General features: G+C 72.8%; 19 protein-coding genes. 17 read left to right on the top strand and 2 right to left on the bottom strand.

Translation table 11 applies throughout. From position 1 onward, the window contains the following. Nucleotides 1–21 precede the first annotated feature (21 nt). The 16 genes from IAG42_RS10355 (at nucleotide 22) to IAG42_RS10280 (ending at nucleotide 21358) form a co-directional block, all read left to right on the top strand. Complete coding sequence (locus tag IAG42_RS10355) at nucleotides 22–1029, top strand: methionine synthase (protein WP_188336726.1); 1008 nt, start codon at nucleotides 22–24, stop codon at nucleotides 1027–1029. Nucleotides 1030–1094: 65 nt separating this feature from the next. Then, the gene (gene ligA / locus IAG42_RS10350; RefSeq protein ID WP_188341297.1) at nucleotides 1095–3320 is read left to right on the top strand and encodes an NAD-dependent DNA ligase LigA; all 2226 of its coding nucleotides are present in this window, start codon (nucleotides 1095–1097) and stop codon (nucleotides 3318–3320) included. A 241-nt stretch (nucleotides 3321–3561) separates the two neighbouring features. Further along, nucleotides 3562–5955, top strand: a complete 2394-nt coding sequence (locus tag IAG42_RS10345; protein ID WP_188336725.1) for a putative bifunctional diguanylate cyclase/phosphodiesterase — start codon at nucleotides 3562–3564, stop codon at nucleotides 5953–5955. Next, nucleotides 5892–6368 (top strand): cupin domain-containing protein, encoded by a 477-nt coding sequence (locus IAG42_RS10340; protein ID WP_188341296.1) that lies wholly within the window; start codon nucleotides 5892–5894, stop codon nucleotides 6366–6368. Before IAG42_RS10345 ends, IAG42_RS10340 begins: the two co-directional genes overlap by 64 nt. Nucleotides 6369–6458: 90 nt before the next feature. After that, nucleotides 6459–6755 carry an Asp-tRNA(Asn)/Glu-tRNA(Gln) amidotransferase subunit GatC gene (gene gatC / locus IAG42_RS10335; protein WP_018531282.1) on the top strand — a complete coding sequence of 99 codons (297 nt, stop codon included), beginning with the start codon at nucleotides 6459–6461 and terminating at the stop codon, nucleotides 6753–6755. 6 nt (nucleotides 6756–6761) lie between these two features. Continuing rightward, nucleotides 6762–8261: an Asp-tRNA(Asn)/Glu-tRNA(Gln) amidotransferase subunit GatA gene (gene gatA, locus IAG42_RS10330; protein WP_188336724.1), complete on the top strand. Its 1500-nt coding sequence runs from the start codon at nucleotides 6762–6764 to the stop codon at nucleotides 8259–8261. Between the two features lie 5 nt (nucleotides 8262–8266). After that, entirely contained in the window at nucleotides 8267–8500 is a 234-nt protein-coding gene (locus IAG42_RS10325; RefSeq protein WP_188341295.1) for a hypothetical protein, read from the top strand. A gap of 16 nt (nucleotides 8501–8516) precedes the next feature. Further along, complete coding sequence (gene gatB / locus IAG42_RS10320; protein ID WP_188336723.1) at nucleotides 8517–10031, top strand: Asp-tRNA(Asn)/Glu-tRNA(Gln) amidotransferase subunit GatB; 1515 nt, start codon at nucleotides 8517–8519, stop codon at nucleotides 10029–10031. Nucleotides 10032–10145: 114 nt separating this feature from the next. Beyond that, on the top strand, nucleotides 10146–11384 hold the full coding sequence (locus tag IAG42_RS10315; RefSeq protein WP_394811204.1) for an SLC13 family permease: 1239 nt from the start codon (nucleotides 10146–10148) through the stop codon (nucleotides 11382–11384). A gap of 261 nt (nucleotides 11385–11645) precedes the next feature. Further along, complete coding sequence (locus IAG42_RS10310; protein WP_188341293.1) at nucleotides 11646–13682, top strand: phosphocholine-specific phospholipase C; 2037 nt, start codon at nucleotides 11646–11648, stop codon at nucleotides 13680–13682. Between the two features lie 190 nt (nucleotides 13683–13872). Beyond that, nucleotides 13873–16110, top strand: coding sequence for an MMPL family transporter (locus IAG42_RS10305; RefSeq protein WP_188336722.1), 2238 nt, complete (start codon nucleotides 13873–13875; stop codon nucleotides 16108–16110). Nucleotides 16111–16172: 62 nt separating this feature from the next. Further along, the gene (locus IAG42_RS10300; protein ID WP_188336721.1) at nucleotides 16173–16739 is read left to right on the top strand and encodes a GNAT family N-acetyltransferase; all 567 of its coding nucleotides are present in this window, start codon (nucleotides 16173–16175) and stop codon (nucleotides 16737–16739) included. 35 nt (nucleotides 16740–16774) lie between these two features. Next, complete coding sequence (locus IAG42_RS10295; RefSeq protein ID WP_188336720.1) at nucleotides 16775–17434, top strand: hypothetical protein; 660 nt, start codon at nucleotides 16775–16777, stop codon at nucleotides 17432–17434. A 179-nt stretch (nucleotides 17435–17613) separates the two neighbouring features. After that, nucleotides 17614–17832, top strand: a complete 219-nt coding sequence (locus IAG42_RS10290; protein ID WP_188336719.1) for a hypothetical protein — start codon at nucleotides 17614–17616, stop codon at nucleotides 17830–17832. Nucleotides 17833–17903: 71 nt separating this feature from the next. Next, nucleotides 17904–21044, top strand: coding sequence for a helix-turn-helix transcriptional regulator (locus IAG42_RS10285; protein ID WP_188336718.1), 3141 nt, complete (start codon nucleotides 17904–17906; stop codon nucleotides 21042–21044). 62 nt (nucleotides 21045–21106) lie between these two features. Further along, on the top strand, nucleotides 21107–21358 hold the full coding sequence (locus IAG42_RS10280) for a DUF6191 domain-containing protein (RefSeq protein WP_188336717.1): 252 nt from the start codon (nucleotides 21107–21109) through the stop codon (nucleotides 21356–21358). On the opposite strand, the gene IAG42_RS10275 is transcribed toward IAG42_RS10280, so the two are convergent. Continuing rightward, a complete protein-coding gene (locus IAG42_RS10275; protein WP_188341292.1) occupies nucleotides 21351–22520 on the bottom strand; it encodes a PQQ-dependent sugar dehydrogenase in 1170 nt (389 codons plus the stop codon). The two genes, IAG42_RS10280 and IAG42_RS10275, sit on opposite strands and share 8 nt — an antisense overlap. 86 nt (nucleotides 22521–22606) lie before the next feature. Beyond that, entirely contained in the window at nucleotides 22607–23608 is a 1002-nt protein-coding gene (locus tag IAG42_RS10270) for an aldo/keto reductase (RefSeq protein WP_188341291.1), read from the bottom strand. Between the two features lie 75 nt (nucleotides 23609–23683). Between IAG42_RS10270 and IAG42_RS10265 the strand changes: the two genes are divergently transcribed. Beyond that, the gene (locus IAG42_RS10265) at nucleotides 23684–24622 is read left to right on the top strand and encodes a 2-hydroxyacid dehydrogenase (RefSeq protein WP_188336716.1); all 939 of its coding nucleotides are present in this window, start codon (nucleotides 23684–23686) and stop codon (nucleotides 24620–24622) included. Nucleotides 24623–24662 lie beyond the last annotated feature (40 nt).

Below are 24662 nucleotides of genomic sequence, written 5' to 3'. Positions count from 1 at the left end.
CGCGTTACGTACGCTTCCGGGGTGAGCAATGAGAGCCAGTTCCCCTACGGAGGCGCCACCGGCGTCGGGTCCCTGCCCGGCGGCGACGCCCGCGAGGCCGCCAAGACCGTCACCGGCACCTTCGAGGACTTCCCGTACCTCGCCGAGCTGCCCGCCCGCGGACCCGGCGCCGACATGATCGGCCGCACCGCGGGCCTGCTCGTGGACCTCTACGCGCGCGTGGAGCCCAGCGGCTGGCGCATCGGGGACCGGCCCGGCCGGGACACCAAGCGCGCCCGGTCCTGGCTCGGCGAGGACCTCGACGCCCTGGAGGAGTTCACCCAGGGCTACGAGGGCCCCCTCAAGGTCCAGGCCGTCGGCCCGTGGACGCTCGCCGCCGCCCTGGAGCTGAGGAACGGCGAGGCCGCGCTCTCCGACCCCGGAGCCTGCCGCGACCTCGCCGGCTCCCTCGCCGAGGGCCTGCGCACCCACCTCGCCGACGTCCGGCGCCGCGTCCCCGGCGCCCGCGTCGTGCTCCAGCTCGACGAGCCGTCCCTCATCGCCGTGCTGCGCGGGCAGATCAAGACCGCCAGCGAGTACCGCACCCACCGCGCCGTCGACCGCCAGCTCGTCGAGTCCACCCTGCGCGAGGTCATGGCGGTCCAGGACGGCGGACCCGTGATCGTCCACTCCTGCGCCCCCGATGTGCCGTTCGCGCTGCTGCGCCGGGCCGGCGCCGACGCGATCTCCTTCGACTTCTCGCTGCTCACCCAGCGTGACGACGACACGCTCGGCGAGGCCGTCGAGGGCGGGACCCGGCTGTTCGCCGGTGTCGTGCCCGGCGTGGACGGCCCGTTGTCGGACCCTGCCGGTAGCGTCATGGGTGTCAGGACGCTGTGGCGCAGGCTGGGGCTGAATCCGGGGTCGCTCGCGGAGTCGGTCGTGGTCACGCCGTCGTGCGGCCTCGCGGGCGCCTCGCCCGCGTACGCCCGCGCGGTGCAGGCCCACTGCGTCCGGGCGGCGAAGTCGCTCGCGGACAACCCAGAGTGACCACAGTGAGCGCGTACGCAGGCTGACGGGAGGACGAGACGGTGGCAGCCGGAGAAGACCGACAGGTGGGGCAGGACGGCGAGGGCGAGCGGGTCGACCGGGTCGCGGGCGGGGGCGCCGTCCCCGCCGCGGCGCGGGAGGAGCACGCCCGGCTCGCGGAGCAGGTCGAGGAGCACCGCTTCCGGTACTACGTGAAGGACGCGCCCGTCGTGTCCGACGCGGAGTTCGACCGGCTGCTGCGCGCCCTGGAGGCGCTGGAGCAGGAGCACCCCGAGCTGCGCACCCCCGACTCGCCGACCCAGAAGGTCGCGGGGGACTACGCGACGGAGTTCACGTCCGTCGAGCACCGCGAGCGCATGCTCTCGCTGGACAACGCGTTCGACGACGCCGAGCTCGCCGCGTGGGCCGAGCGCGTCGCCAGGGACGCCGGCACGACCGACTACCACCTGCTGTGCGAGCTGAAGATCGACGGCCTCGCGGTCAACCTGACGTACGAGGACGGCCGGCTGACCCGCGCCGCCACCCGCGGCGACGGCCGCGTCGGCGAGGACATCACGCCCAACGTCCGCACGATCGCCGAGATCCCAGACCGCCTCCAGGGGGACCGCATCCCCGCCCTCGTGGAGATCCGCGGCGAGGTCTTCTTCCCCATGGAGGAGTTCGAGGGGCTCAACGCCCGCCTGGTGGAGGCTGGCGACAAGCCCTTCGCCAATCCACGCAACGCGGCGGCGGGCTCCCTGCGGCAGAAGGACCCCCGCGTCACCGCCTCCCGTCCGCTGCACATGGTCGTCCACGGCATCGGCGCCCGCGAGGGCTTCGACATCGACCGCCTCTCGCACGCCTACGAGCTGCTGCGCGAGTGGGGCCTGCCCACGACCACGCACAGCAGGGTCGTCGACGACCTCGACGGCGTCCGCGAGTACATCGCGCACTACGGGGAGAACCGCCACTCCGTGGAGCACGAGATCGACGGCGTCGTCGTGAAGCTCGACGAGATCCCGCTCCAGGGCCGGCTCGGCTCCACCGCCCGCGCCCCACGCTGGGCCATCGCCTGGAAGTTCCCGCCCGAAGAGGTCAACACCAAGCTGGTCAACATCCGGGTCGGTGTCGGCCGTACCGGCCGCGTCACCCCGTACGCCCAGGTCGAGCCGGTCACCGTCGCCGGCTCCGAGGTCGAGTTCGCGACGCTGCACAACCAGGAGATCGTCAAGAAGAAGGGGGTGCTCATCGGCGACACGGTCGTCATCCGCAAGGCCGGTGACGTGATCCCCGAGATCCTCGGCCCGGTCGTCGACCTGCGCGACGGCACCGAGCACGCCTTCGTGATGCCCGCCGAGTGCCCCGCCTGCGGCACCCCGCTGCGGCCCATGAAGGAGGGCGACATCGACCTCCGCTGTCCGAACGCGCGCACCTGCCCGGCCCAGCTGCGCGAGCGCCTCTTCTACCTCGCGGGCCGCCAGTGCCTGGACATCGAGAACTTCGGCTACGTGGCCGCGGCCGCGCTCACCGGACCCCTGGAGCCCGAGCAGCCGCCCCTGACCGACGAGGGCGACCTCTTCGACCTCACCATGGACCAGCTGCTGCCCATCCGGGCGTACGTCCTCGACCAGGACAGCGGACTGCCCAAGCGCGACCCGAAGACCGGCGAGGACAAGATCGCCGACGTGTTCGCCACCAAGGCGGGCGAGCCGAAGAAGAACGCGGTCTCGATGCTGGAGCACATCGCCGCCGCCAAGGACCGTCCGCTGGCCCGGATCATCAACGGCCTGTCGATCCGCCACGTAGGCCCCGTCGCCGCCGCCGCGCTCGCCCGCGAGTTCCGCTCCATCGACCGCATCGATCAGGCCACGGAGGAGGAACTCGCCGCGACCGACGGCGTGGGCGGCATCATCGCCGCCTCCGTGAAGCAGTGGTTCGCCGAGGACTGGCACCGCGAGATCCTGCGCAAGTGGCGCGAGGCCGGCGTCCGCATGGAGGACGAAGGCGCAGGTGAGGACGAGGGGCCGCGCCCCCTGGAGGGCCTGACCGTCGTCGTCACCGGCACCCTGCAGAACTACACGCGCGACGTCGCCAAGGAGGCCCTGCAGAGCAGAGGCGCCAAGGTGACCGGCTCGGTGTCCAAGAAGACGTCGTTCGTGGTCGTCGGTGACAATCCGGGGTCCAAGTACGACAAGGCCATGCAGGTGAAGGTGCCGGTCCTGGACGAGGACGGGTTCGCCGTGCTCCTGGAGCAGGGCCCGGAAGCCGCCGCCGACGTGGCACTTCCGGCCGAACAACCGACCGAGGAGTAGCGGTTGAAGGCCACCCGTTCGGCGCATATCAGATGCATACGGGTGGCCGGGTCGCATTCGGGCAACCGTGCTCGGGCGCGTCCGACTGGTGCCCGTGGAAGCCTTCCGCGGCCTACTGTTGAGGGGTGCGCGCCCGCCGTGTCCTGCCGCGGACGGGGCGTGTCCTGCTCGCCGGAACTCATCGGGAGTCAGGGGGAACGGGCAGCGGACGTGGGCACCGCCGGCTGTGAGAGGGACGGGAATGGAACCGACCGAGAGCGCCGCCCCTGACTCACGCCTGCGCCCGCACCGGAGGGTGCTGCGCGCCATGACACGGCGCGCGGACGGCGACGACAGCGGTTACGGGGAGCACGGGGAGAACGATCGCGGTGGTCTGGTGAACTGGCGCAACTGGTGGCGCGGGGGCTCGACGGCCCTCGGCGCGGGGAGGAACGGACAGGCACCCGACAGTGCCGTCCCGGTACCGGCGACCGGGCTCACGAGCCGGACCGCGATCGGACCGGCCGGCATCGCGCCCGGCGGGTCCGTGGGCGCCGCCACCCCCGCCCGCAACCCCCTGCCCGAACGGGCGGACGCCGCGCGGACCCTCGCCCTGCCCCTGCTGCCCGGCGCCGTCGTGACGCTCGCCGCGGTCGTCGTGGGCGCCGGCATCTACCGGGCCTTCACCGGGAACCACGCGCTCTTCCCCTCCGGCGGCACCGGCTGGTCCCTCGCCGTCCTGACCGGCATCATCGTCGGCCACCTCGTCGCCCTCGGCCGCGACCGCTGGTGGGGCGGCACCGGATCCGGCGCCGCCCTCACCCTCGCCGTACTGCTCCTGTACGGCTGGGTGCCCGCCGCCATGGTCAGCCTCGCCGTCGTCGTGCTCGTCGGCGCGGCCCGCAGACACCGCTGGCGCCAAGGAGTGCTGCACGGCTCGATCGACGTCCTCGGAATCGGCGCGAGCGCCCTCGTGCTCGCCGCGTTCGGCCGCGTGCCGTCCGTCGAGACGCCCTGGCTGCCCGACACATGGACCGTCGCCGCCGCGCCCGAGATCCTCCTCGCCGCCGCCGGGAACCTCCTGGTGACCCGCACCCTCCTCTGGTACGTCCACGCGCCGCGCCCCTCCGGCCTGCCCACGGTCGCCCGCACGACGCTCGCGCGGCACGGCCTCGTCGCCGTCGCCCTGCTCGGCATCTCGCCGCTGGTCTGCGTCGTGGCCGTCGCCCTGCCCGTACTGCTGCCGCTCTTCGCCATCCCGCTCATCGCCCTCGACTCCACCCTGTGGATCGCGCGCGCCCGCGCCGAGGAGCAGCTGCGCGACCCCCTGACCGGCCTGCCGAACCGGCAGTGGCTGCTCGAGCGGACCTGGGCCGCCCTCGACGACGCCGAGCGGATCGGCGCCCGCAGCGCCCTCATGCTGATCGACCTCGACCGGTTCCGTTCGGTCAACGACACCCTCGGGCACCTCGCCGGGGACCGGCTCCTCCTGCAGATCGCCGACCGGCTGCGCGAGGCCCTGCCGCGCGGCGCCGAGGTGGCCCGGCTCGGCGGCGACGAGTTCGCCGTCCTGCTGCCCGTCGCCGACTCCACGACCTCCGCGACCCGCGTCGCCCGCGGCCTCGTCGCCACGCTCGGCTCCCCGCTCGACCTGGACGGGCTGACGCTCGTCCTCGAGGCCAGCGCCGGACTCGCCGTCTTCCCCGACCACGCGCTGGACGCCGAGGGGCTGCTGCGCCGCGCCGACGTCGCCATGTACCAGGCCAAGCGCGACCGTACGGGCGTCGAGGTGTACGAGTCGAAGCGCGACTCCAACACCCCGGACCGGCTCGGACTCCTCGGTGACCTCCGGCGCGCGCTCGACGCCTGCGAGGTCGAGCTGCACTACCAGCCGAAGGTCCGCTTCGACGGCCAGGTCGCCGGCCTGGAGGCGCTCGTGCGCTGGGTGCACCCCGAGCGCGGCAAGGTGCCCCCGGACGAGTTCATCGCCATCGCCGAGTCCTCCGGCCTGATGCCGGTCCTCACCGAGTACGTGCTGGAGACGGCGCTCGCCCAGGTCGCCCGCTGGCGCGCCCAGGGCCTGCGCGTCCCCGTAGCCGTCAACGTGTCGCCGCGCGACGTCCACACGCCAGGCTTCGCCGGATCCGTCGCCGCGCGGCTCGCCCGCCACGGTGTCCCGGCCGGCGCGCTCCAGCTGGAGATCACCGAGCACGTCCTCCTGGAGGACCCGCAGCGGGCCGCCGACACCCTGGCCGGACTCACCGGCCACGGCGTCAAGATGTCCCTCGACGACTTCGGCACCGGCTACTCGTCCCTCGTCCACCTGCGCCGCCTCCCGGTGAGCGAGCTCAAGATCGACCGCTCCTTCGTCGCCCGGCTCGCCGTGGACGCCGAGGACGCGGAGATCGTCCGCTGCACCGTCGACCTCGCCCACTCGCTCGGCCTCCTCGTCGTGGCCGAGGGCGTCGAGGACGACGAGACCTGGGAGCGCCTGCGCGACCTGGGGTGCGACGCGGTGCAGGGCTGGCTGGTCGCCGCCGCGATGCCGCCCGACGAGACGACGGCGTGGCTGCGCGCGCGGGGCGCCAGAGGCTGGCAGCGCACCCCGGCGGCCCTCCCGGCCGCCCCGGGCGACGACCCCCGCCCCCTGGGCTGACCCGCGCCGATCCGGGTACCCGGCCGGGCCCCACCGAAGGAGTGTCCACGCAGCGCATCACGATGAAGGACGGGGCGGACGGGGCGCTCCCGCACCACCACGAGCGCAGCGCCGAGACGTTCTACGTCCTCGACGGCGCCGCCGAGTTCCTGTCGGGGGATCAGGTGATCACCGGTGAGGCCGGCGACCTGATCGTGGTGCCGTCCCGCACCGCGCACGCGTTCGCCGCCGTGCCCGGCTCCGACGCCGGCCTGCTCATCGTGATCACCCCGGGCGTCGAGCGCTTCGCGTACTTCCGCCACCTCCAGCGCATCGCCCTGGGCGAGCTCTCACCCGAGTCGATCCTCGAGGTGCAGGAGCGCTGCGACAACCACTTCCTGTCCAGTCCGGCATGGCACGGACGGCGCCGATAGCGGGCCAGGGGCAAACCGTTTACCGGGCACGGGTCCGCGCCCCATAGGATTGGCCCCAAACCACACACTCTCACCCCAGAGGATCGCTGCATGCCTGGCATCACGCGCGAGGAGGTCGCCCACCTCGCCCGGCTGGCGCGTCTGGAGCTGAAGCCCGAAGAGCTCGACCACTTCGCCGGCCAGCTCGACGACATCATCGGCGCGGTCGCCCGCGTCAGCGAGGTCGCCGACCAAGACGTCCCGCCGACCTCCCACCCGCTGCCGCTGACGAACGTCATGCGCGCGGACGAGGTCCGTCCGTCGCTCACCCCCGAGCAGGCGCTCTCCGGCGCCCCGGCCCAGGAGCAGCAGCGTTTCAAGGTGCCGCAGATCCTGGGGGAGGACTAAGAAGTCATGACGGACACGAACATCATCAAGCTCACCGCCGCCGAGATCGCCGCGAAGATCGCTTCCGGCGAGCTCACGGCCGTCGAGGTCACCGAGGCCCACCTGGCCCGGATCGAGGCCGTCGACGAGAAGGTGCACGCCTTCCTGCACGTCGACCGCGAGGGCGCCCTCGCGCAGGCCCGCGCCGTCGACGAGAAGCGCGCCAAGGGCGAGAAGCTCGGCCCGCTGGCCGGCGTCCCGCTCGCGCTGAAGGACATCTTCACCACCGAGGGCATCCCGACCACGGTCGGCTCCAAGATCCTCGAGGGCTGGATCCCGCCGTACGACGCCACGCTCACCAAGAAGCTGAAGGCCGCCGACGTCGTCATCCTCGGCAAGACCAACATGGACGAGTTCGCCATGGGGTCCTCGACGGAGAACAGCGCCTACGGCCCGACCGGCAACCCGTGGGACCTCACCAAGATCCCCGGCGGCTCCGGCGGCGGTTCCTCCGCGGCCCTCGCCGCCTTCGAGGCCCCGCTCGCGATCGGCACGGACACCGGCGGCTCCATCCGCCAGCCCGCCGCCGTCACCGGCACCGTCGGCGTCAAGCCCACCTACGGCGGCGTCTCCCGCTTCGGCATGGTCGCCTTCTCGTCCTCCCTCGACCAGGGCGGCCCCTGTGCCCGTACGGTCCTCGACGCGGCGCTGCTGCACGAGGCCATCGCCGGGCACGACCCGCTCGACTCCACGTCCATCGACGCCCCGGTCCCGCCGGTCGTCGAGGCCGCGCGCAACGGGTCGGTCCAGGGCATGCGCGTCGGTGTCGTCAAGCAGTTCCGCGGCGAGGGCTACCAGGCCGGCGTCGTGCAGCGCTTCGACGAGTCCGTCGAGCTGCTCAAGTCGCTGGGCGCCGAGATCGTCGAGCTGGACTGCCCGTCCTTCGACCTCGCGCTGTCGGCGTACTACCTGATCGCGCCGTCCGAGTGCTCCTCGAACCTCGCCCGGTTCGACGCCATGCGCTACGGCCTGCGGGTCGGCGACGACGGCACGCACTCCGCCGAGGAGGTCACCGCGCTCACCCGCGAGGCCGGCTTCGGCGACGAGGTCAAGCGCCGCATCATCCTCGGCACGTACGCCCTGTCCAGCGGCTACTACGACGCGTACTACGGCAGCGCCCAGAAGGTCCGTACGCTCATCACCCGCGAGTTCGAGGCCGCGTTCGAGCAGGTGGACGTCATCGTCTCGCCGACGACGCCGACCACCGCCTTCGCGATCGGCGAGCGCGCCGACGACCCGATGGCGATGTACCTCGCGGACCTGTGCACCATCCCGACCAACCTGGCCGGCAACGCCGCCATGTCGCTCCCCTGCGGCCTGGCCCCCGAGGACGGGCTGCCGGTCGGCCTGCAGATCATCGCCCCCGCCATGAAGGACGACCGCCTCTACAAGGTGGGCGCCGCCGTCGAGGCCGCCTTCGTGGAAAAGTGGGGCCACCCGCTGCTCGAGGAGGCTCCGTCGCTGTGAGTGCCATGGCAAAGAAGGCCAAGAACTTCAAGAAGTCCAAGACCGGCGTCTACGTGTCGCTGGCCAGCACCGCCTTCGGCGCGATCAGCGTCGCCAAGCAGGCCAAGCTGGCCCGCAACGAGAACGACATGCTGCGGCTGGTCGACGCCGCCGTGTCCGCCGCCGCCATCGCAACCGGCCTGGCGATCCTCTACCGGGAGCTCAAGCGCCTGGGCGACGACGACGTCCTGCTGGGCTGAGAGGGAAAGTTTCACCGTGACTGTCACGACTGACCTGGTGGCGTACGAGGATGCCCTCGCTGCGTACGACCCCGTCATGGGCCTCGAGGTCCATGTCGAGCTCGGCACCAAGACGAAGATGTTCTGCGGCTGCTCCACCGAGCTGAAGCAGGACGCCAACAGCCAGACCTGCCCGACCTGTCTCGGCCTGCCCGGCGCGCTGCCGGTCGTCAACGAGATCGGCGTCGAGTCGGCCATCAAGATCGGCCTCGCGCTCAACTGCGAGATCGCCGAGTGGTGCCGCTTCGCCCGGAAGAACTACTTCTATCCGGACATGCCGAAGAACTTCCAGACCTCCCAGTACGACGAGCCCATCGCCTTCAACGGCTACCTCGACGTGCAGCTGGAGGACGGCGAGGTCTTCCGCGTCGAGATCGAGCGCGCCCACATGGAGGAGGACACCGGCAAGTCGACGCACGTCGGCGGTGCCACCGGCCGCATCCACGGCGCGTCCCACTCGCTGCTCGACTACAACCGCGCCGGCATCCCCCTCATCGAGATCGTCACCAAGCCGATCGAGGGCGCCGGCGAGCGGGCCCCCGAGGTCGCGAAGGCGTACGTCGCCGAGCTGCGCGAGGTCATCCGTGCCCTCGGCGTGTCCGAGGCGCGCATGGACAAGGGCCAGATGCGCTGCGACGTGAACCTCTCCCTGCGCCCCAACGGGACCAAGGAGTTCGGCACGCGCTCCGAGACGAAGAACGTGAACTCCCTGCGTTCCGTCGAGCGCGCCGCCCGCTACGAGATCCAGCGCCACGCCGCGGTGCTGTCCTCCGGCGGCACGATCGTGCAGGAGACCCGTCACTTCCACGAGGACGACGGCTCCACCACCTCCGGCCGCATCAAGGACAATGCCGAGGACTACCGCTACTTCCCCGAGCCGGACCTGGTGCCGGTGGCCCCCGCGCGCGCGTGGGTCGAGGAACTGCGGGCCGGTCTCCCGGAGCTGCCGCTCGCGCAGCGCAACCGGCTGATCGACGAGTGGGGCATCACCGCCCACGACATGCAGTCGATCAACAACGCCGGGGCGCTCGGCCCCATCGTCGCCACGATCGCGGCCGGTGCCGACCAGGCGTCCGCCCGCAAGTGGTGGATGGGCGAGCTGGCCCGCAGCGCCAACGAGCAGGGTGTCGAGGTCGCCGCGCTGGCGATCACGCCCGAGCAGGTGGCGCGGGTCTCCGAGCTCGTCTCCAAGGGCGACCTCAACGACAAGCTGGCCCGCCAGGTCATCGAGGGCGTCCTCAAGGGCGAGGGCACCCCGGACGAGGTCGTCGAGAAGCGCGGCCTCAAGGTCGTCTCGGACGAAGGCGCGCTGTCCACGGCCGTGGACGAGGCCATCGCCGCGAACGCCGGCATCGCCGACAAGATCCGGGGCGGCAAGGTCGCCGCGGCCGGAGCGCTCGTCGGCGCCGTCATGAAGGCGACCCGGGGTCAGGCCGACGCGGCCCGCGTCAAGGAACTGATCCTCGAGAAGCTGGGCGTCTCCGACGGCTGAGCGGTCTTCGGGCGGCGGTACACCGGGGCAACGACCGGTGTACCGCCGCTTCCTTGTGTTCACGTCACGGGGCGCCGCCCCTGACACCGTTCCTCGCACGCCGGAGAGGCCCGAGTGCTGCCCGCCGCCCTGATCCTGCTCGCCGCAGTGCTCACCTTCGCGGTCGTCCGTCCCCGCAAGTGGCCGGAGGCCGTCGTCGCCGTACCCGCCGCGGCCGTCGCCGTGGCCATCGGCGCCGTCACCCCGCAACACGCCTGGACCGAGACGAAGGAACTGCTCCCCGTCGTCGGCTTCCTCGCCGCGATCCTGCTCCTGGCCCAGCTCTGCGCCGACGACGGACTCTTCCGCGCCGCCGGTGACGCCGTCGCCCGGGCCTGTCACGGCAGCCCCACGCGCATGCTCGGCGGCGTCTTCGCCGTCGCCGCGACGGTCACCGCCGTGCTGAGCCTGGACGCCACCGTCGTCCTGCTCACCCCGGTCGTGTTCGCCACGGCCGCCCGCATCGGAGCGCGCCCCCGCCCGCACGTCTACGCGAGCGCCCACCTCGCCAACTCGGCGTCGCTGCTGCTGCCCGTCTCCAACCTCACCAACCTGCTGGCGTTCACCGCGAGCGGGCTGACCTTCACCCGGTTCGCCGGGCTGATGACCCTTCCCTGGCTCGTCGCGATCGGCATCGAGTACGCCGTGTTCCGGCGGTACTTCGCCGCCGACCTCGCCACGTACGCGCACGAGCCGAAGGACGAGGAGGCGCCCGGCGTCCCGCGTTTCACGCTCGTCGTGCTGGGCCTGACGCTCGCCGGGTTCGCCGTGGCCTCCTTCGCGGGGGCCGAGCCGCTGTGGGCCGCGCTCGCGGGCGCCGCCGTGCTCGGGGCGCGCTCGCTCGCCCGCCGCCGCAGCACCCCGCGCGAACTCCTCACGGCCGCCAACCTGCCGTTCTGCCTGTTCGTCCTCGCGCTCGGCATCGTCGTCAAGGCCGTCGTCGACAACGGGCTCGGCGACGCCATCGCCCGCGTCCTGCCCGACGGCACGTCCCTGGCCGCGCTGCTGGCGATCGCGGGCGCCGCCGCTCTCCTGGCCAACCTCATCAACAACCTGCCGGCCGTGCTCGCGCTGCTGCCGGTCGTCGCACCCGCGGGCCCCGGACCCGTCCTCGCCGCCCTCATCGGCGTCAACGTGGGCCCCAACCTCACGTACGTCGGCTCGCTCGCGACGCTGCTGTGGCGGCGCATCGTGCACGCGCACGGCACCGAACCGGAGCTGGGGGAGTTCACCCGGCTCGGCCTGCTCACCGTCCCCGCGACGCTGCTCGGCTCGACGCTCGCGCTGTGGGCCTCGCTCGCCGTGCTCGGCTGAGGCCCCGGACCGCGGGGGTCGAAGGGGCGAAAGGTCGCAGAGGCCGGAGTTGGACCTTTGTGACGGACTGTTGGACGTTTACGCCGTGGCCCGTCCGCGTACTTCCCTGCGCCATCCGGCGTCGCTAGCGTCCCCGCCGAACCACTCAATGGGTCAACCGCAGACCATTAGGTGCTGCAGCCCCTTACGTTCGGAGGTCCCGTGTCCCCGTCGTCGGACTCCCCGTCGCCCGCGTCCCCGGCCCTGTCCCGCAGACGCCTCATGGCCCTCGGCGGAGGGGCGCTCGGTGCCGCCGCGGCAGGATCCTTCCTGCCGCCGTCGCTGCAGCAGGCCCTCGCCGCCCAGGCCGAGGCCGGCGCACCGCCGCAGGGCGGACTCGACGCCATCGAGCACGTCGTGATCCTCATGCAGGAGAACCGGTCCTTCGACCACTACTTCGGCACCCTGCGCGGTGTCCGCGGCTTCGGCGACCGCAACGCGATCACGCTGCCGAGCGGCAAGAGCGTCCTCGAGCAGCCCGGCGCGCTGCGCACCGTCCTGCCGTTCCCGGTCCGCGAGGCCGCCGCGACGCAGAAGAAGGACCTCCAGTACATCGGCGCCCTCGACCACTCCTGGAGCGGCGGCGCCAAGGCCTGGAACAAGGGCTGGCACGACGGCTGGATCACCGCGAAGACCGCGGCCACGATGGCGTACTACACGCGCGAGGACATCCCGCTGCACTACGAGCTCGCCGACACCTTCACCGTCTGCGACGCCTACCACTCCTCCATCCACTCCTCCACCAGCCCCAACCGCAACCACCTGTGGAGCGGCAAGACCGGCAACGAGCCGAACGGCAAGCGCGCCGTCGGCAACGACGCCTACAACGAGGGCACCCACCCCGGCTACGACTGGGGCACGTACGCCGAGCGCCTGGAGCAGGCGGGCGTGAGCTGGCAGACGTACACGGAGTGGGAGAACTTCACCGACAACCAGATCGAGTTCTTCACCACCTTCAAGGCCATCGCCCGCAAGGTGCTCGCCGGCACCGGGCTCACCTTCATGGAGGCCTTCTACGCCAAGGTGCGCGACGCGAAGGACGACGCCGAGCGCGACGCGCTCCTCGCCACCCTGGACAAGGGCGTCGCGACGCTCGACAAGAAGGAGCGCTCGCTGTTCGAGCGCGCCCTGCGCCGCGTCCCCACCGGGAAGCTCGCCGACACCTTCGCCGCCGACGTCGCCGCCGGAAAGCTGCCGCGCGTCTCCTACCTGGTGCCCTCCGCCGTCGACTCCGAGCACCCCTCCGTGTCCTCGCCCATCCACAGCGCGACCATCGTCTACAAGGTCCTCGACGCGCTCGCCTCGCACCCCGAGGTGTGGAAGAAGACGGCCGTCTTCATCAACTACGACGAGAACGACGGCTTCTTCGACCACGTGCCGCCGCCCGTCCCCGGCCCGGACGTCACCGAGGAGCACTGGCAGGGCCTGCCCACCGGCCTCGGCATCCGAGTGCCGATGCTCGTCGTCTCGCCGTGGACCGTCGGCGGCTACGTCTGCTCCGAGGTCTTCGACCACACCTCCGTCGTCCGCTTCCTGGAGCGCTGGACGGGCATCCGCGAGCCCAACATCGGCGCGTGGCGCCGCCAGGTCGCCGGCGACCTCACCGGTGCCTTCGACTTCCGCCGCACCGCCCGGCAGCCTTCCGTCGAGCAGCCCGGACCCGTGCCCGCGTTCAGCGGCCGATGGGCGCCGCAGCCGCCCGCGCCCGACCGGCAGGCCGTGCCCGAGCAGGAGCCCGGCAGCCGGCCCGCGCGTCCTCTCCCGTACCAGCCGGACGCCCACGCGCGCGTGCGGGACGGCAGGCTCACCCTGAACCTGAGCAACACCGGAAGCTCCAGCGCGCACTTCGCCCTCTACCCGTACGCGGGGGAGGCCGCCGCGCCGCTCCACTTCGACGTCCCGCGCGAGCAGGCCGTACCGGTCGGCGCGGAGGGCGCCACCGCGTACGACTTCGTGGTGACCGGGCCCAACGGCTTCCGGCGCGAGTTCCGCGGCCGCACCGACGCCGGCGGTGACGTCACGACGACCGTCGACGGACGCGCGCGGGTGCTGCGCATCCGGCTGCGCGCCACGGGAGAGGCGCCGCAGACCTTCACCCTCGGCGAGCGCACCGTCACGGTGCGGCCCGGGCGGACCGTCACGATCGTCCACGAGACCGCCGACGCGCACGGCTGGTACGACGTCGAGATCAGCGCCGAAGGCCTCCACAGGCGCCTCATGGGCCACATCGAGAACGGGCGCCCCAGCGTGTCCGGATGACGCCCCGCCGATACCCCCGAGCGTGTGGGATATCCCTGTGAGTAAGCCCACGAAAGCGACAAAGGATCTCCTCGGCCTGTAAGAGTGGCTGCTCCTTGCTCATGTGTTCTTTGCGGGCTGTTCATCTTTAAACGGCTTTTGTACGGCTGTTCCCGGTCAAAGATCCATACATCACCCAGGGAGCATGTCCGTGGCCGCACTCGCACGCTGGTGTGTCCGGCATCGGCTCGTGGTCGTCCTGCTGTGGCTGCTCGCCCTCGGGGGCACCGCCGCTGCCGCGACCGCCGCCGGTTCCGCCTACTCGAACGACTACGAGGCACCCGGCACCGAGTCCGGCCGCGCGACGCAGCTGCTGAACGAGAACTTCCCCGCGCTCGGCGGCGACAGCGACACCGTCGTCTGGCACATCAAGGACTCCACCGTGCGGGCCGCGGACGTCGAGACCGCGATGAGCAACACCCTGCGGCAGATCGGCGACCTGCCCGGCGTCTCCGCCGTCGCCTCGCCCTACGAGGCCGACTCCGGCGGAGCCGCCGGGATCAGCGCCGACGGCCGCACCGCGTACGCCACCGTCAGCTTCGACCAGCAGTCCGACGACCTGCCCGTCAGCCAGGCGAAGGCCGTCGTCGACACCGCCCGTGCGGCCGAGCACCACGGACCCGACGGCCTCCAGGTCGAACTCGGCGGCGGCGCCGTCGCCCTCACCGAACCCACCTCCGCCCATGTGTCGGAGATCGTCGGCGTCGTCGTCGCGGCCGTCGTCCTGCTCCTCGCCTTCGGCTCGCTCGCCGCGGCCATGCTCCCCATCGCCACCGCCCTCGTCGGCGTCGGCACCGCCTACGCCGGCATCGTGCTGCTCGGGCACGCCATGACCGTCGCCGACTTCGCACCGATGCTCGGCATGCTCGTCGGCCTCGGCGTCGGCATCGACTACGCCCTGTTCATCGTGACCCGGCACCGCAAGGGCCTCAAACAGGGTCTGTCCGTGCCGGAGGCCGCCCAGCGGGCCGTCTCCACCACCGGCCGCGCCGTCGTCTTCGCCGGCGCCACCGTCTGCATCGCCCTGCTCGGCATGCTCATCCTGCGGCTCAGCTTCCTCAACGGCGTCGCCATCGCCGCGTCGCTCACCGTGCTGCTCACCGTCGCCGCCTCCGTGACCCTGCTGCCGGCCCTGCTCTCCCTCATCGGCCCGCGCGCCCTGTCCCGCCGCGAACGCCGCCGCCTCGCCGAACACGGCCCCGCCCCCGAACTGCCGACCGGGCTCGCCGCCCGCTGGGCCGCCTTCGTGGAGCGCCACCCCAAGCTGCTCGGCGGCCTCGCCCTCGGCCTGATCACCGTCCTCGCGCTCCCCACCCTCTCCCTCCACCTCGGCACCTCCGACCAGGGCAACAACCCGCGGTCGAGCACCACGCGGCAGGCCTACGACCTCCTCGCCGACGGCTTCGGCCCCGGCATGAACGGGCCGCTCACCCTCGTCACCGAGGTCGACGGCGCCCAGGACAAGGCCGCCCTCACCCACCTCGCGCACGAGCTGCGCACCACCGACGGCGTCGCCACCGTCTCGCCGATCACCTACAACGCCGACGACAGCGCCGCCCACCTCACCGTCGTCCCCGACTCCTCCCCGCAGTCGCAGCAGACCAGCGACCTCGTCGACCGGCTGCGCGCCGACGTCGTCCCCGAGGCGCAGTCCGCCGGCGGCACCCTGGACGTCCAGGTCGGCGGCGTCACCGCCAGCTACGACGACTTCGCCGAGGTCATCATCGGCAAGCTGCCCCTCTTCGTCGGCGTCGTCGTCGGACTCGGCTGCGTCCTGCTGCTCCTCGCCTTCCGCTCGATCGGCATCCCGCTCAAGGCCGCCGCGATGAACATCGCCGCCGTCGCCTCCGCCTTCGGTGTCGTCGTCGTGATCTTCCAGTGGGGCTGGGGCAGCGAGCTCCTCGGCCTCGGCGCCTCCGGCCCCATCGAACCCTTCCTCCCCGTGATCATGGTCTCCGTCCTCTTCGGGCTCTCCATGGACTACCAGGTGTTCCTCGTGAGCCGGATGTACGAGGAATGGCTCGAGACCGGCGACAACCGGCGGGCCGTCCGCGTCGGCCTCGCCGAGACCAGCCGCGTGATCAACTCGGCCGCGGTCATCATGATCTCCGTCTTCCTCGCCTTCGTCCTCAGCGGCGACCGCGTCATCGCCATGTTCGGCATCGCACTCGCCGTCGCCGTGGCCGTCGACGCGTTCATCCTGCGCACCCTCCTCGTCCCCGCCCTCATGCACCTGCTCGGCGGCGCCAACTGGTGGCTGCCCCGCTGGCTCGACCGCTGCCTGCCCCGGCTCAGCATCGAGCCGCCCGAATGCCGTCCGGCCGGGGATGCGAAGATCCCCGAACAGCGCGCCGCGACCGGCGAGGCGCTGAGCGACGCGGCCTCGTGACCACGGGCCGCGAGTCCACGGGCCGGAGATCCGTCCGGCCCTGACGGCGACGGAGGCCACCGATGTACGAGATCGCGCTCGACGAGACCGCCCGGCTGAGGCCGCTGGAGCCCTGGCGCGCCGAGGAGTTCCTGGCCCACATCGAGCGGGGCCGCGAGTTCATCGGCCAGTTCATCCCCTTCGGCTCCACCGCCACCGACGTCGACTCCGCCCGGGCCGCCCTCCAGCGCTACGCCGACATGCGCGCCGCCGACACCGGCGCCCTGCACGGCATCTGGGTCGACGACACCCTCGTCGGCGGTGTCCTCACCCTCAACGTCGACGCCGAGCGCGGCAACGCCGAGGTCGGCTGCTGGCTGGAGCCCTCCGCCACCGGACGCGGCCTCGTCACCCGAGCCATGCTCCCGATGATCGACTGGCTCTTCGACGGGCGCGGTATGCACCGCGTCGAATGGATCGCTGCCTCCGGGAACGTGCCGAGCCTGAACGTCGCCCGCCGCCTCGGCTTCACCCGCGAGGGCGTCCGCCGCGAGGCCGCACCCTGGCGCGGCGTCCGCCACGACCTGGAGTTCTGGTCCCTGCTCGCCCGGGAGTGGCCGAGCGCCCGCGCCGCCCTCCTCGCGCGTTAAGCCCCCTCTCAGACTCCGTCCGTACGGTGCGCACCATGACTACGAAGACGGATGCGAACACGAAGACGGACGCGCAGCCGGCCGCCCCCACCCCGGCCGAGGACGAGGCCCTGGCCGAGGCGGCGGCCGGGACCGGCGGGGAGGCCGATGCCGCTGCCCCTGCCGGGGCCGATGCCGATACCCGTGCCGAGGCGCGGGACGAAGCGCGGGACGAGGGCGAGGCGCACGCCGAGGACGACGCCGAGGAGGCCGCTGACGAGCTCGCCGATTCCGGTGACGTGACCGCGCCGGAGTCGGCCGGCGTGGGCCAGGGCGCCGCCGCCATCGTCTCCGCCGCCCTCGGCTTCCTCTCCCTGTCCGGCAGCTGGATCGGCACGATCGTCTCCGCCCGCGAGACGCTCACCGGCCAGCTGAACCTCTCCACGAACGCGAACCCCGGCGTCGCCGCCCAGGTCAAGGAGGGCTACACCGACGGCTGGCACGCCACCGCCGCCGTCGGCGGATTCTTCGCCCTCCTCGCCCTGGTCGTCGCCGTCGTCGTCCTGGCCCGCCCCGCGTTCGGCGCACCCGGCCGCCCCCAGGCCGCCTGGATCAAGTCCGCGGCCTGGGCCGGGGTCTCCCTCGGCGTGATCGGCCTGATCCTGGCCGTGGCCAAGTACACCGACCTGATCTTCGGTACCCCCGGCCTGAGCTGACCTGAGCACCCCCAGGGGGCCTTAGGCACCGCGCACCTCCCCCGAGCGCGCCGCCTAAGGCCCCCGCCGCGTCCCAGATGCGGCACTCTCCCGATGTGGCGCACCCCTCTGGGCGACGAAAGTGGAGGCATCGCGGAAAGCACTCCGCGAGAAACCACCGAAAGCACCGGGGAGACACCGTGTTCGAGTACGAGATCCACCAGCAGCGCGCCGTCGAACTCCGCCGCGAGGCCGACGAGTACCGCCGGGCCCGCGCCGCCGCACGGGCCGCCCGCGCCGAGCGAGCCGAGCGCGCGGGCCGCGGCTCCGTGAGCCACGGGGCCGGAGGGCGGGTGAGCACCGAGGTACCGGGCAGTACCGACAGCCCCCGCCGCCACCGGGCACCCCGCACCGCATGAACCCGGCACCCCGGCCCCCGGCCGGGCCCGGCAGCCCGAAAACCCTTGCCCTCGTCCCGGATCAATGTGCGATGCTCGGCGCTGTGGAGACCCGATCCGTCAGCCCGGTGTTCGTCGGCCGTGCCGACGAACTCGGCACACTCGACACCGCCCTGACCCGCGCCGCCGCCGGCGAACCCCAGGCCCTGCTGCTCGGCGGCGAGGCCGGGGTCGGCAAGACCCGGCTCGTCGAGGAGTTCGCCGCCGGCGCCTGCCGCACCGGCGCCGTCGTCGTCACCGGCGGCTGCGTCGAGATCGGCGCCGACGGCCTCCCGTTCGCCGCGTTCTCCACCGCACTGCGCGCCCTGCGCCGCGCCCTGCCCGACGAGGTCGACGCCGCCGCCGCGGGACGCGAGGACGAACTGGCCAGAGTCCTGCCCGAGTTGGCCGACCGCCCGGCCGGCCCGGGCGCCGCCGGCGGACCCGCCGCCGAGCCGCGCGGACGCGACGGCCACGGGGACGAGACGGCCACCGCCCGCCTCTTCGAACTCACCGTCCGCCTCCTCGAACGCGTCGCCGCCGACCGCACCGTCCTCGTCATCCTCGAAGACCTGCACTGGGCCGACGCCTCCACCCGGCACCTCCTCTCCTACCTCTTCCGCACCCTGCGCGGCGGCCGCCTCGTCGTCGTCGCCACCTACCGCTCCGACGACGTGCACCGCCGTCACCCGCTGCGCCCCCTGCTCGCCGAACTCGACCGGCTGCGCACCGTCACCCGCATCGAACTCGGCCGGCTCAACCGCGCCGAGGTCGCCCGCCAGATCGCCGGGATCATCGCCGACGAACCCCAGCGCTCCGTCGTCGACGACATCTTCCGCCGCTCCGACGGCAACGCCTTCTTCGTCGAGGAACTCGCCGTCTCCGCCGCCCAGGGCTGCGCCACCGGCCTCACCGACTCCCTGCGCGACATCCTCCTCGTCCGCGTCGAGTCCCTCCCCGAGCCCGCCCAGGGCATCGCCCGGATCTGCGCCGAAGGCGGCTCCACCGTCGAGTACGCGCTGCTCGCCGCCGTCGCCCGGCTCGGCGAGGACGAACTCATCGAGGCCCTGCGCTCCGCCGTCGGCGCCAACATCCTCACCGCCTCGCCCGACGGCGACGGATACCGCTTCCGGCACTCCCTCGTCCGCGAGGCCGTCAGCGACGACCTGCTCCCCGGCGAGCGCTCCCGCATCAACCGCCGCTACGCCGAAGCCCTGGAGGCCGAACCGGCCCTCGTGCCCGCCGACGCCCGCGTGATGCGCCTGGCCGCCTACTGGTACCACGCGCACGACCCGGCCAAGGCGCTGCCCGCCGTGCTCGACGCCTCCGTCGAGGCCCAGCGCCGCCACGCCTACGCCGAGCAACTGCGGCTCCTGGAAAGGGCGATGGAACTCTGGGACGGCGCACCCCAGGAGATCCGCGACCGCCTGCGCCTGGCCGACTACGTCGACGAGTACCTCGCCTGCGGCTGCGACCCCGCGAAGACCCCGCTCGGCTACCTTGACCTCATGGCCGAGGCCGCCGTCGCCGGCCGCCTCTGCGGCGAACGCGAACCCGCACTCAAGATCGCCAAGCGCGCCATCCGCATCCTGGAGGACGCCGCGCGCACCCCGGGCGGCGGCGACCCGCTGCGCGCCGCCTGGTTCTGGATCCAGCGCAGCAGCCTCACCTCCACCCTCGGCCGCAGCGACGGCTGGGACGAGATCGCCACCGCGCAGGAGCTGGTCCGCGGCCTGCCGCCGTCCGCCGTGCACGCGGAGGTGCTCACCTACGCCGCCTCCTGGGGCATGCTCCACAACCCCGGCGCCGAAGCCCTCGCCGCCGCCGAGCGCGCCGTCGAGTACGCCCGCATGGTCGGCGCCGAGGAGATCGAACTCAACGCCCGCCTCGTCCTCGGCGGCCTCCTCGTCGACGCCGGCGACATCGAAGAGGGCTTCACCGAGATGTACGCCGTACGCGAGCGCTCCGCCGAACTCGGCCTCATCGCCCGCATCCGCCACGTCAACGTGAACCTGCCCTCCGTCCTCGAAGGCTCCGGCCGCTCCGCCGAAGCCGTCCGGCTCTGCGACCTCGGCATCGCAGAGTGCCGCCGCTACGGCCTCACCGACACCAAGGGCTGGGTCCGCGCCAACAAGGCCGAGTCCCTGATCTCCCTCGGCCGCTGGACCGAGGCCGCCGACGCCGCCGAGCGCACCCGCGCCATGGCCGTCAGCGACAAACCCCGCGCCACCGCCGGACTCCACCTCGCCACCCTCGCCCTCGCCCGCGGCGCCCTCCAGGAATCCGCCGCCCACCTGGCAGCGGCCCGTGAGCTCTACGGCACCCACGATCCGATGCCGCAGTACCTGCTGCCCCTCACCCATCTCTCCCTCGCTCTCGCCGTCGCCCAGGGCCGCCTCCTCGACGCCCGCGCCGAACTCGACCGGCTCGTCACCGCCGGCCTCCCGCACTCCATGCAGCGCTACCTCTGGCCCCTGCTGCGCACCGCCGCCGCCGCGGAGGCCGACGCCCGGGGCCTGCCCGCCGCCGAGGCGGAGCGCACCGAGGCCGTCGCCCGTATCCGCGACGCCGCCAAGGCCCAGGCCGTCCACGTCCCCGTCTGGCAGGCCCACGAACAGTGGGTCCGCGCCGAACTGCTCCGTGCCGAAGGCCGCGACACCGCCGACGACTGGTCCGCCACCGTCACTGCCTTCGAACCCCTCGAGCGCCCCTACGACCTCGCCCGCGTCCGCTACCGCCTCGCCGAGTCTCTCCTCGTCTCCGCCGCCGCGTCCGGCAGCTCCGCCGAGGACGACCGCGACCGCGCCACCGAACTCCTCCGCCTCGTCGCCGCCGTCGCCGACCACCTCGGCGCCCGACCGCTCACCGAGTCCGTCACCCTCCTCGCCCAGCGCGCCCGCCTGAGCCTGAGCCCCGCCCACACCCCGCGCCGCCCGGACACCCCGGCCGACCCCGCCGACCAGCTCGGCCTCACCAGCCGCGAACGCGATGTCCTGCGCCTGGTCACCGCCGGCCGCAGCAACCGCCAGATCGCCGAGGAACTCTTCATCTCCCCGAAGACCGCCAGCGTCCACGTCTCGAACATCCTGGCCAAGCTGGGCGTCGCCGGCCGCGGCGAGGCGGCCGCCCTGGCCCACCGGCTGCAGCTCTTCCCCGCCCGCCCCGTGGCCGCCCCGCCCCGCGCCGCGGGCTGACCGGCCTGGGACCGGCTGCCGTACGCTGGACGGGAGACTCGGCCGGTCCCTCTGGAGGCGCAGTGTTCAACCCGCTCGAGGACCTGTTCGCCCCCAGTCGCCGGCACACCGACGAGGAGCGCAAGCGCCTGGAGCTGACCCGGGTCGACCTGAACGACGGGGACCCGGGCCGCGGCCCGATAGACCTCTCCTCCGGCAAGGTCGTCGTCCGCCCGCCCCACCAGGAGGAGCCCGCGACGGCGGACGACCAGGCCGACCGGTCCGACGGACCCGACAGCGCGGACCCGGGGGACGCGGACGCCGAGGTCAGCTGACTCTCAGCTCCAGAATCCGGTCGTCCTCCTTGCCCGGCGACCCCCGTCCGTCCGTGTTGCTCGTGGTCACCCACAGCTTGTCGCCGCCGGCGGCGACCACGGTGCGCAGCCGCCCGTACTCCTTCTGGAGGAAGGCCTGCGGCTCGTGCGCCGCCTTCGCTCCGTCCAGCGGGATGCGCCACAGCCGCTCGCCCCGCAGCCCCGCCATCCAGATCGACCCCTTCTGCCAGGCGATCCCGCTGGGGGAGGCGTCACCGGTGTGCCACTCGGCGATCGGGTCCCGGTAGCCGGACTTGCCGGCCTTTCCCTCGGCGTCCGGCCAGCCGTAGTTTCCCCCCGCCACGATGTGGTTCAGCTCGTCCCAGGTGTCCTGGCCGAACTCCGAGGCCCACATCCGCTTGTCCTTGTCCCAGGCGAGACCCTGCACATTGCGGTGCCCGTACGAGTACACCGGCGAGTTCCCGAACGGGTTGCCCGGCGCAGGCTCGCCGTCCGGGGTCAGGCGCAGGATCTTGCCGCCCGTGGACTTCTTGTCCTGCGCCAACTCGGTCTTGTACGTCTCGCCCGTGCCCACGTAGAGCATGCCGTCCGGGCCGAACGCGATCCGCCCGCCGTTGTGGTTCGTCCCCTTGGGGATGCCTCTGAACACCGTGTCCGGAGCGCCCAGTTGCTCACCGGCCGGCTTCTTCTCGTCGTAGATCATCCGCGCGATGCGGTTGTCCGACTCCGTCGTGAAGTACGCGTAGACCATGTGGTCCGAGGCGTAGGAAGGGGAGAGGGCGATGCCGAGCAGGCCGCCCTCGCCGGCCGGGGCCACCCCGGGCACCGAGCCGACCGTCGTCTTCTTCCCCGTCCCGGGCGCGACCCGGGTGAGCGTGCCCTTGTCGCGCGAGGAGACCAGCAGATCGCCCTCGGGCAGCGGGGCCAGGCCCCAGGGCGTGTCGAGCCCGGTGGCCACGGTCCGCAGCACCTTCACGGAGCCCTTCGCGGGCGGTACGTCACCTGCCGTCGCCGTGCTCTCGGCGTCGCTCGAGCGGCTCGGGGCCGACGTGCTGCCCCGGTCCTGCTTCGGACCTCCGTCCCCGGACGAGCAGCCGGCCGTGAGCAGGAGCGCCGCGCAGGCGGCCCCGGCCAACGCGGGCCGCACAGCTTGACGTTGCACGATCACGATCAGGTCCCTTCGTCGCCACGGTTCTACCGTTCATACACCGCTCGCGCCGTCCAGGTTCCCGAACTCGGTTCCCGGACTCAGTCCCACGATCCCAGCGCGGCCGGCAGGCCGGCGATCTCCGCCAGATCCGCGTCCGTCAGCACCAGCCCGGCCGCCGCCGCGTTCTCCACCGCCCAGCGCTCGTGCTTGGCCCCCGGCACCGGCACCACGTTCGGCCCCTGCGCGAGGACCCAGGCCAGCGCCACCTGCGCGGGCGTCACGTCCGCTCCGTGCCGGGCCGCGACCCGGCGCAGCCCCGCCACGACCGGCTGGTTCGCGGCCATCATCTCCGCCGTGAACCGGGGGTGCCGGGCCCGCAGGTCGTCCGGCTCGAAGCCCTGCCCCGGCGTCAGCGTGCCGGACAGGAACCCGTTGCCCAGCGGCATCGCCGCGAGGAACCCGACGCCCCGCGCCGCGCACCACGGCAGCAGCGTCTCCAGCGCCTCGGTGGACCACACCGACAGCTCGGCCATCACCGAGCTCACCGGGAACACCTGCTGGATCCGGTCCAGTTGGCGGATCGTTCCCGCATGCAGCCCGGCCCGTCCGCCGCGCCGCGCGGCCCTGGCCCCCACCGCGCACAGGCCGAGCGAACGCACCTTGCCCGCGCTCACCAGTTCCCCCATCGCGCCCCAGGTCTCCTCGACCGGCACCTCGGGATCCGCGCGATGCAGCTGGTACAGATCGATCACGTCCGTCTGCAGCCGCCGCAGCGACGCGTCGCACGCCCGCCTGACGTACCCCGGGCGCCCGTTGGCCACGATGTGCTGCTCACCCACGAGCAGCCCCACCTTCGTCGAGACGAAGGCGTCCGCCCGCCGTTCCTTCAACACCCGCCCGAGCAACAGCTCGTTGGTGAACGGCCCGTACATGTCGGCGGTGTCGAGAAGCGAACATCCCCGGTCCAGCGCGGCGTGCACGGTCCGCAGGGATTCCTCGCCGCGCTGCCGCGAGCCGGTGTACGCCCAGCTCATCGGCATACAGCCCAGTCCGACAGCACCCACCTCGAGCGCCGCCGCGCCGATCGCCTTGCGCTCCACCTGCCCGTGACCCTCCCTGTCTTCGGCCACCAACCTAACCTCTGCCTCCCGACGCGTCTGACATAGCCTCCTGACATGACTGGTGATGTATGGCTGCCGTTCCCCGCCGACGAGATCCCGGGTCTCCCCGAAGGCCTCGACTACCGCTACTGGAACGGTGAACCGGACTTTCCCGCCGACCCCGCGGACTGCGCCTTCTACGTCGTCCCGTACATGAAGCCGCCGGGCGTCGGCACCCGTCCCATGCCGCTGATGTCCTCGCTCCGGGCCGTGCAGACCCTGTCCGCCGGCGTCGACCACGTGCAGGCCGGGCTCCCGCACCTGCCGCCCGGCGTGCAGTTGTGCAACGCGCGCGGGGTGCACGACGCCAGCACCGCCGAGCTGGCGCTCACCCTGATCCTCGCCTCGCTGCGCGGGATCCCCGACTTCGTGCGCGGCCAGGACCGCGGCGAGTGGCGCGGCGGATTCCGGCCCGCCCTCGCCGACAAGAACGTCCTGATCGTGGGCTACGGAGCGATCGGCTCCGCCGTCGAGGACCGGCTCGTGCCCTTCGAGGTCGCGCGGGTGGCGCGCATCGCGCGCTCCGCCCGCACGACGGAGCGCGGTCCCGTGCACCCGCTCACCGACCTGCCCGCCCTGCTCCCCGAGGCCGACGTCGTCGTCGTGGTCACCCCGCTCACCGAGGACACCCGCGGCCTCGTGAACGCGGACTTCCTGTCCCGGATGAAGGACGGGGCCCTGCTCGTCAACGTCGGGCGCGGTCCCGTCGTGGACACCGAGGCGCTGCTCAAGGAGCTGGAGAGCGGCCGCATCACGGCGGCGCTCGACGTCACCGATCCCGAACCGCTGCCCCGGGAGCACCCGTTGTGGCAGGCTCCGGGAGTGCTCGTCTCGCCGCACGTGGGCGGACCCACGTCCGCCTTCCTGCCGCGCGCGAAGCGGCTGATGGCCGCGCAGCTCACGCGGTTCGCGGCGGGGGAGCCGCTCGAGAACGTCGTCTTCACCACCGGCTGACCCCGGCCGACCCGAGCGGCCCCGCCCGTCTCACCGGTCG

It is taken from the genome of Streptomyces xanthii, assembly GCF_014621695.1.
GTDB classification, from domain to species: Bacteria; Actinomycetota; Actinomycetes; order Streptomycetales; family Streptomycetaceae; genus Streptomyces; species Streptomyces xanthii.
This window is presented reverse-complemented; position numbering and strand designations above follow the sequence as displayed.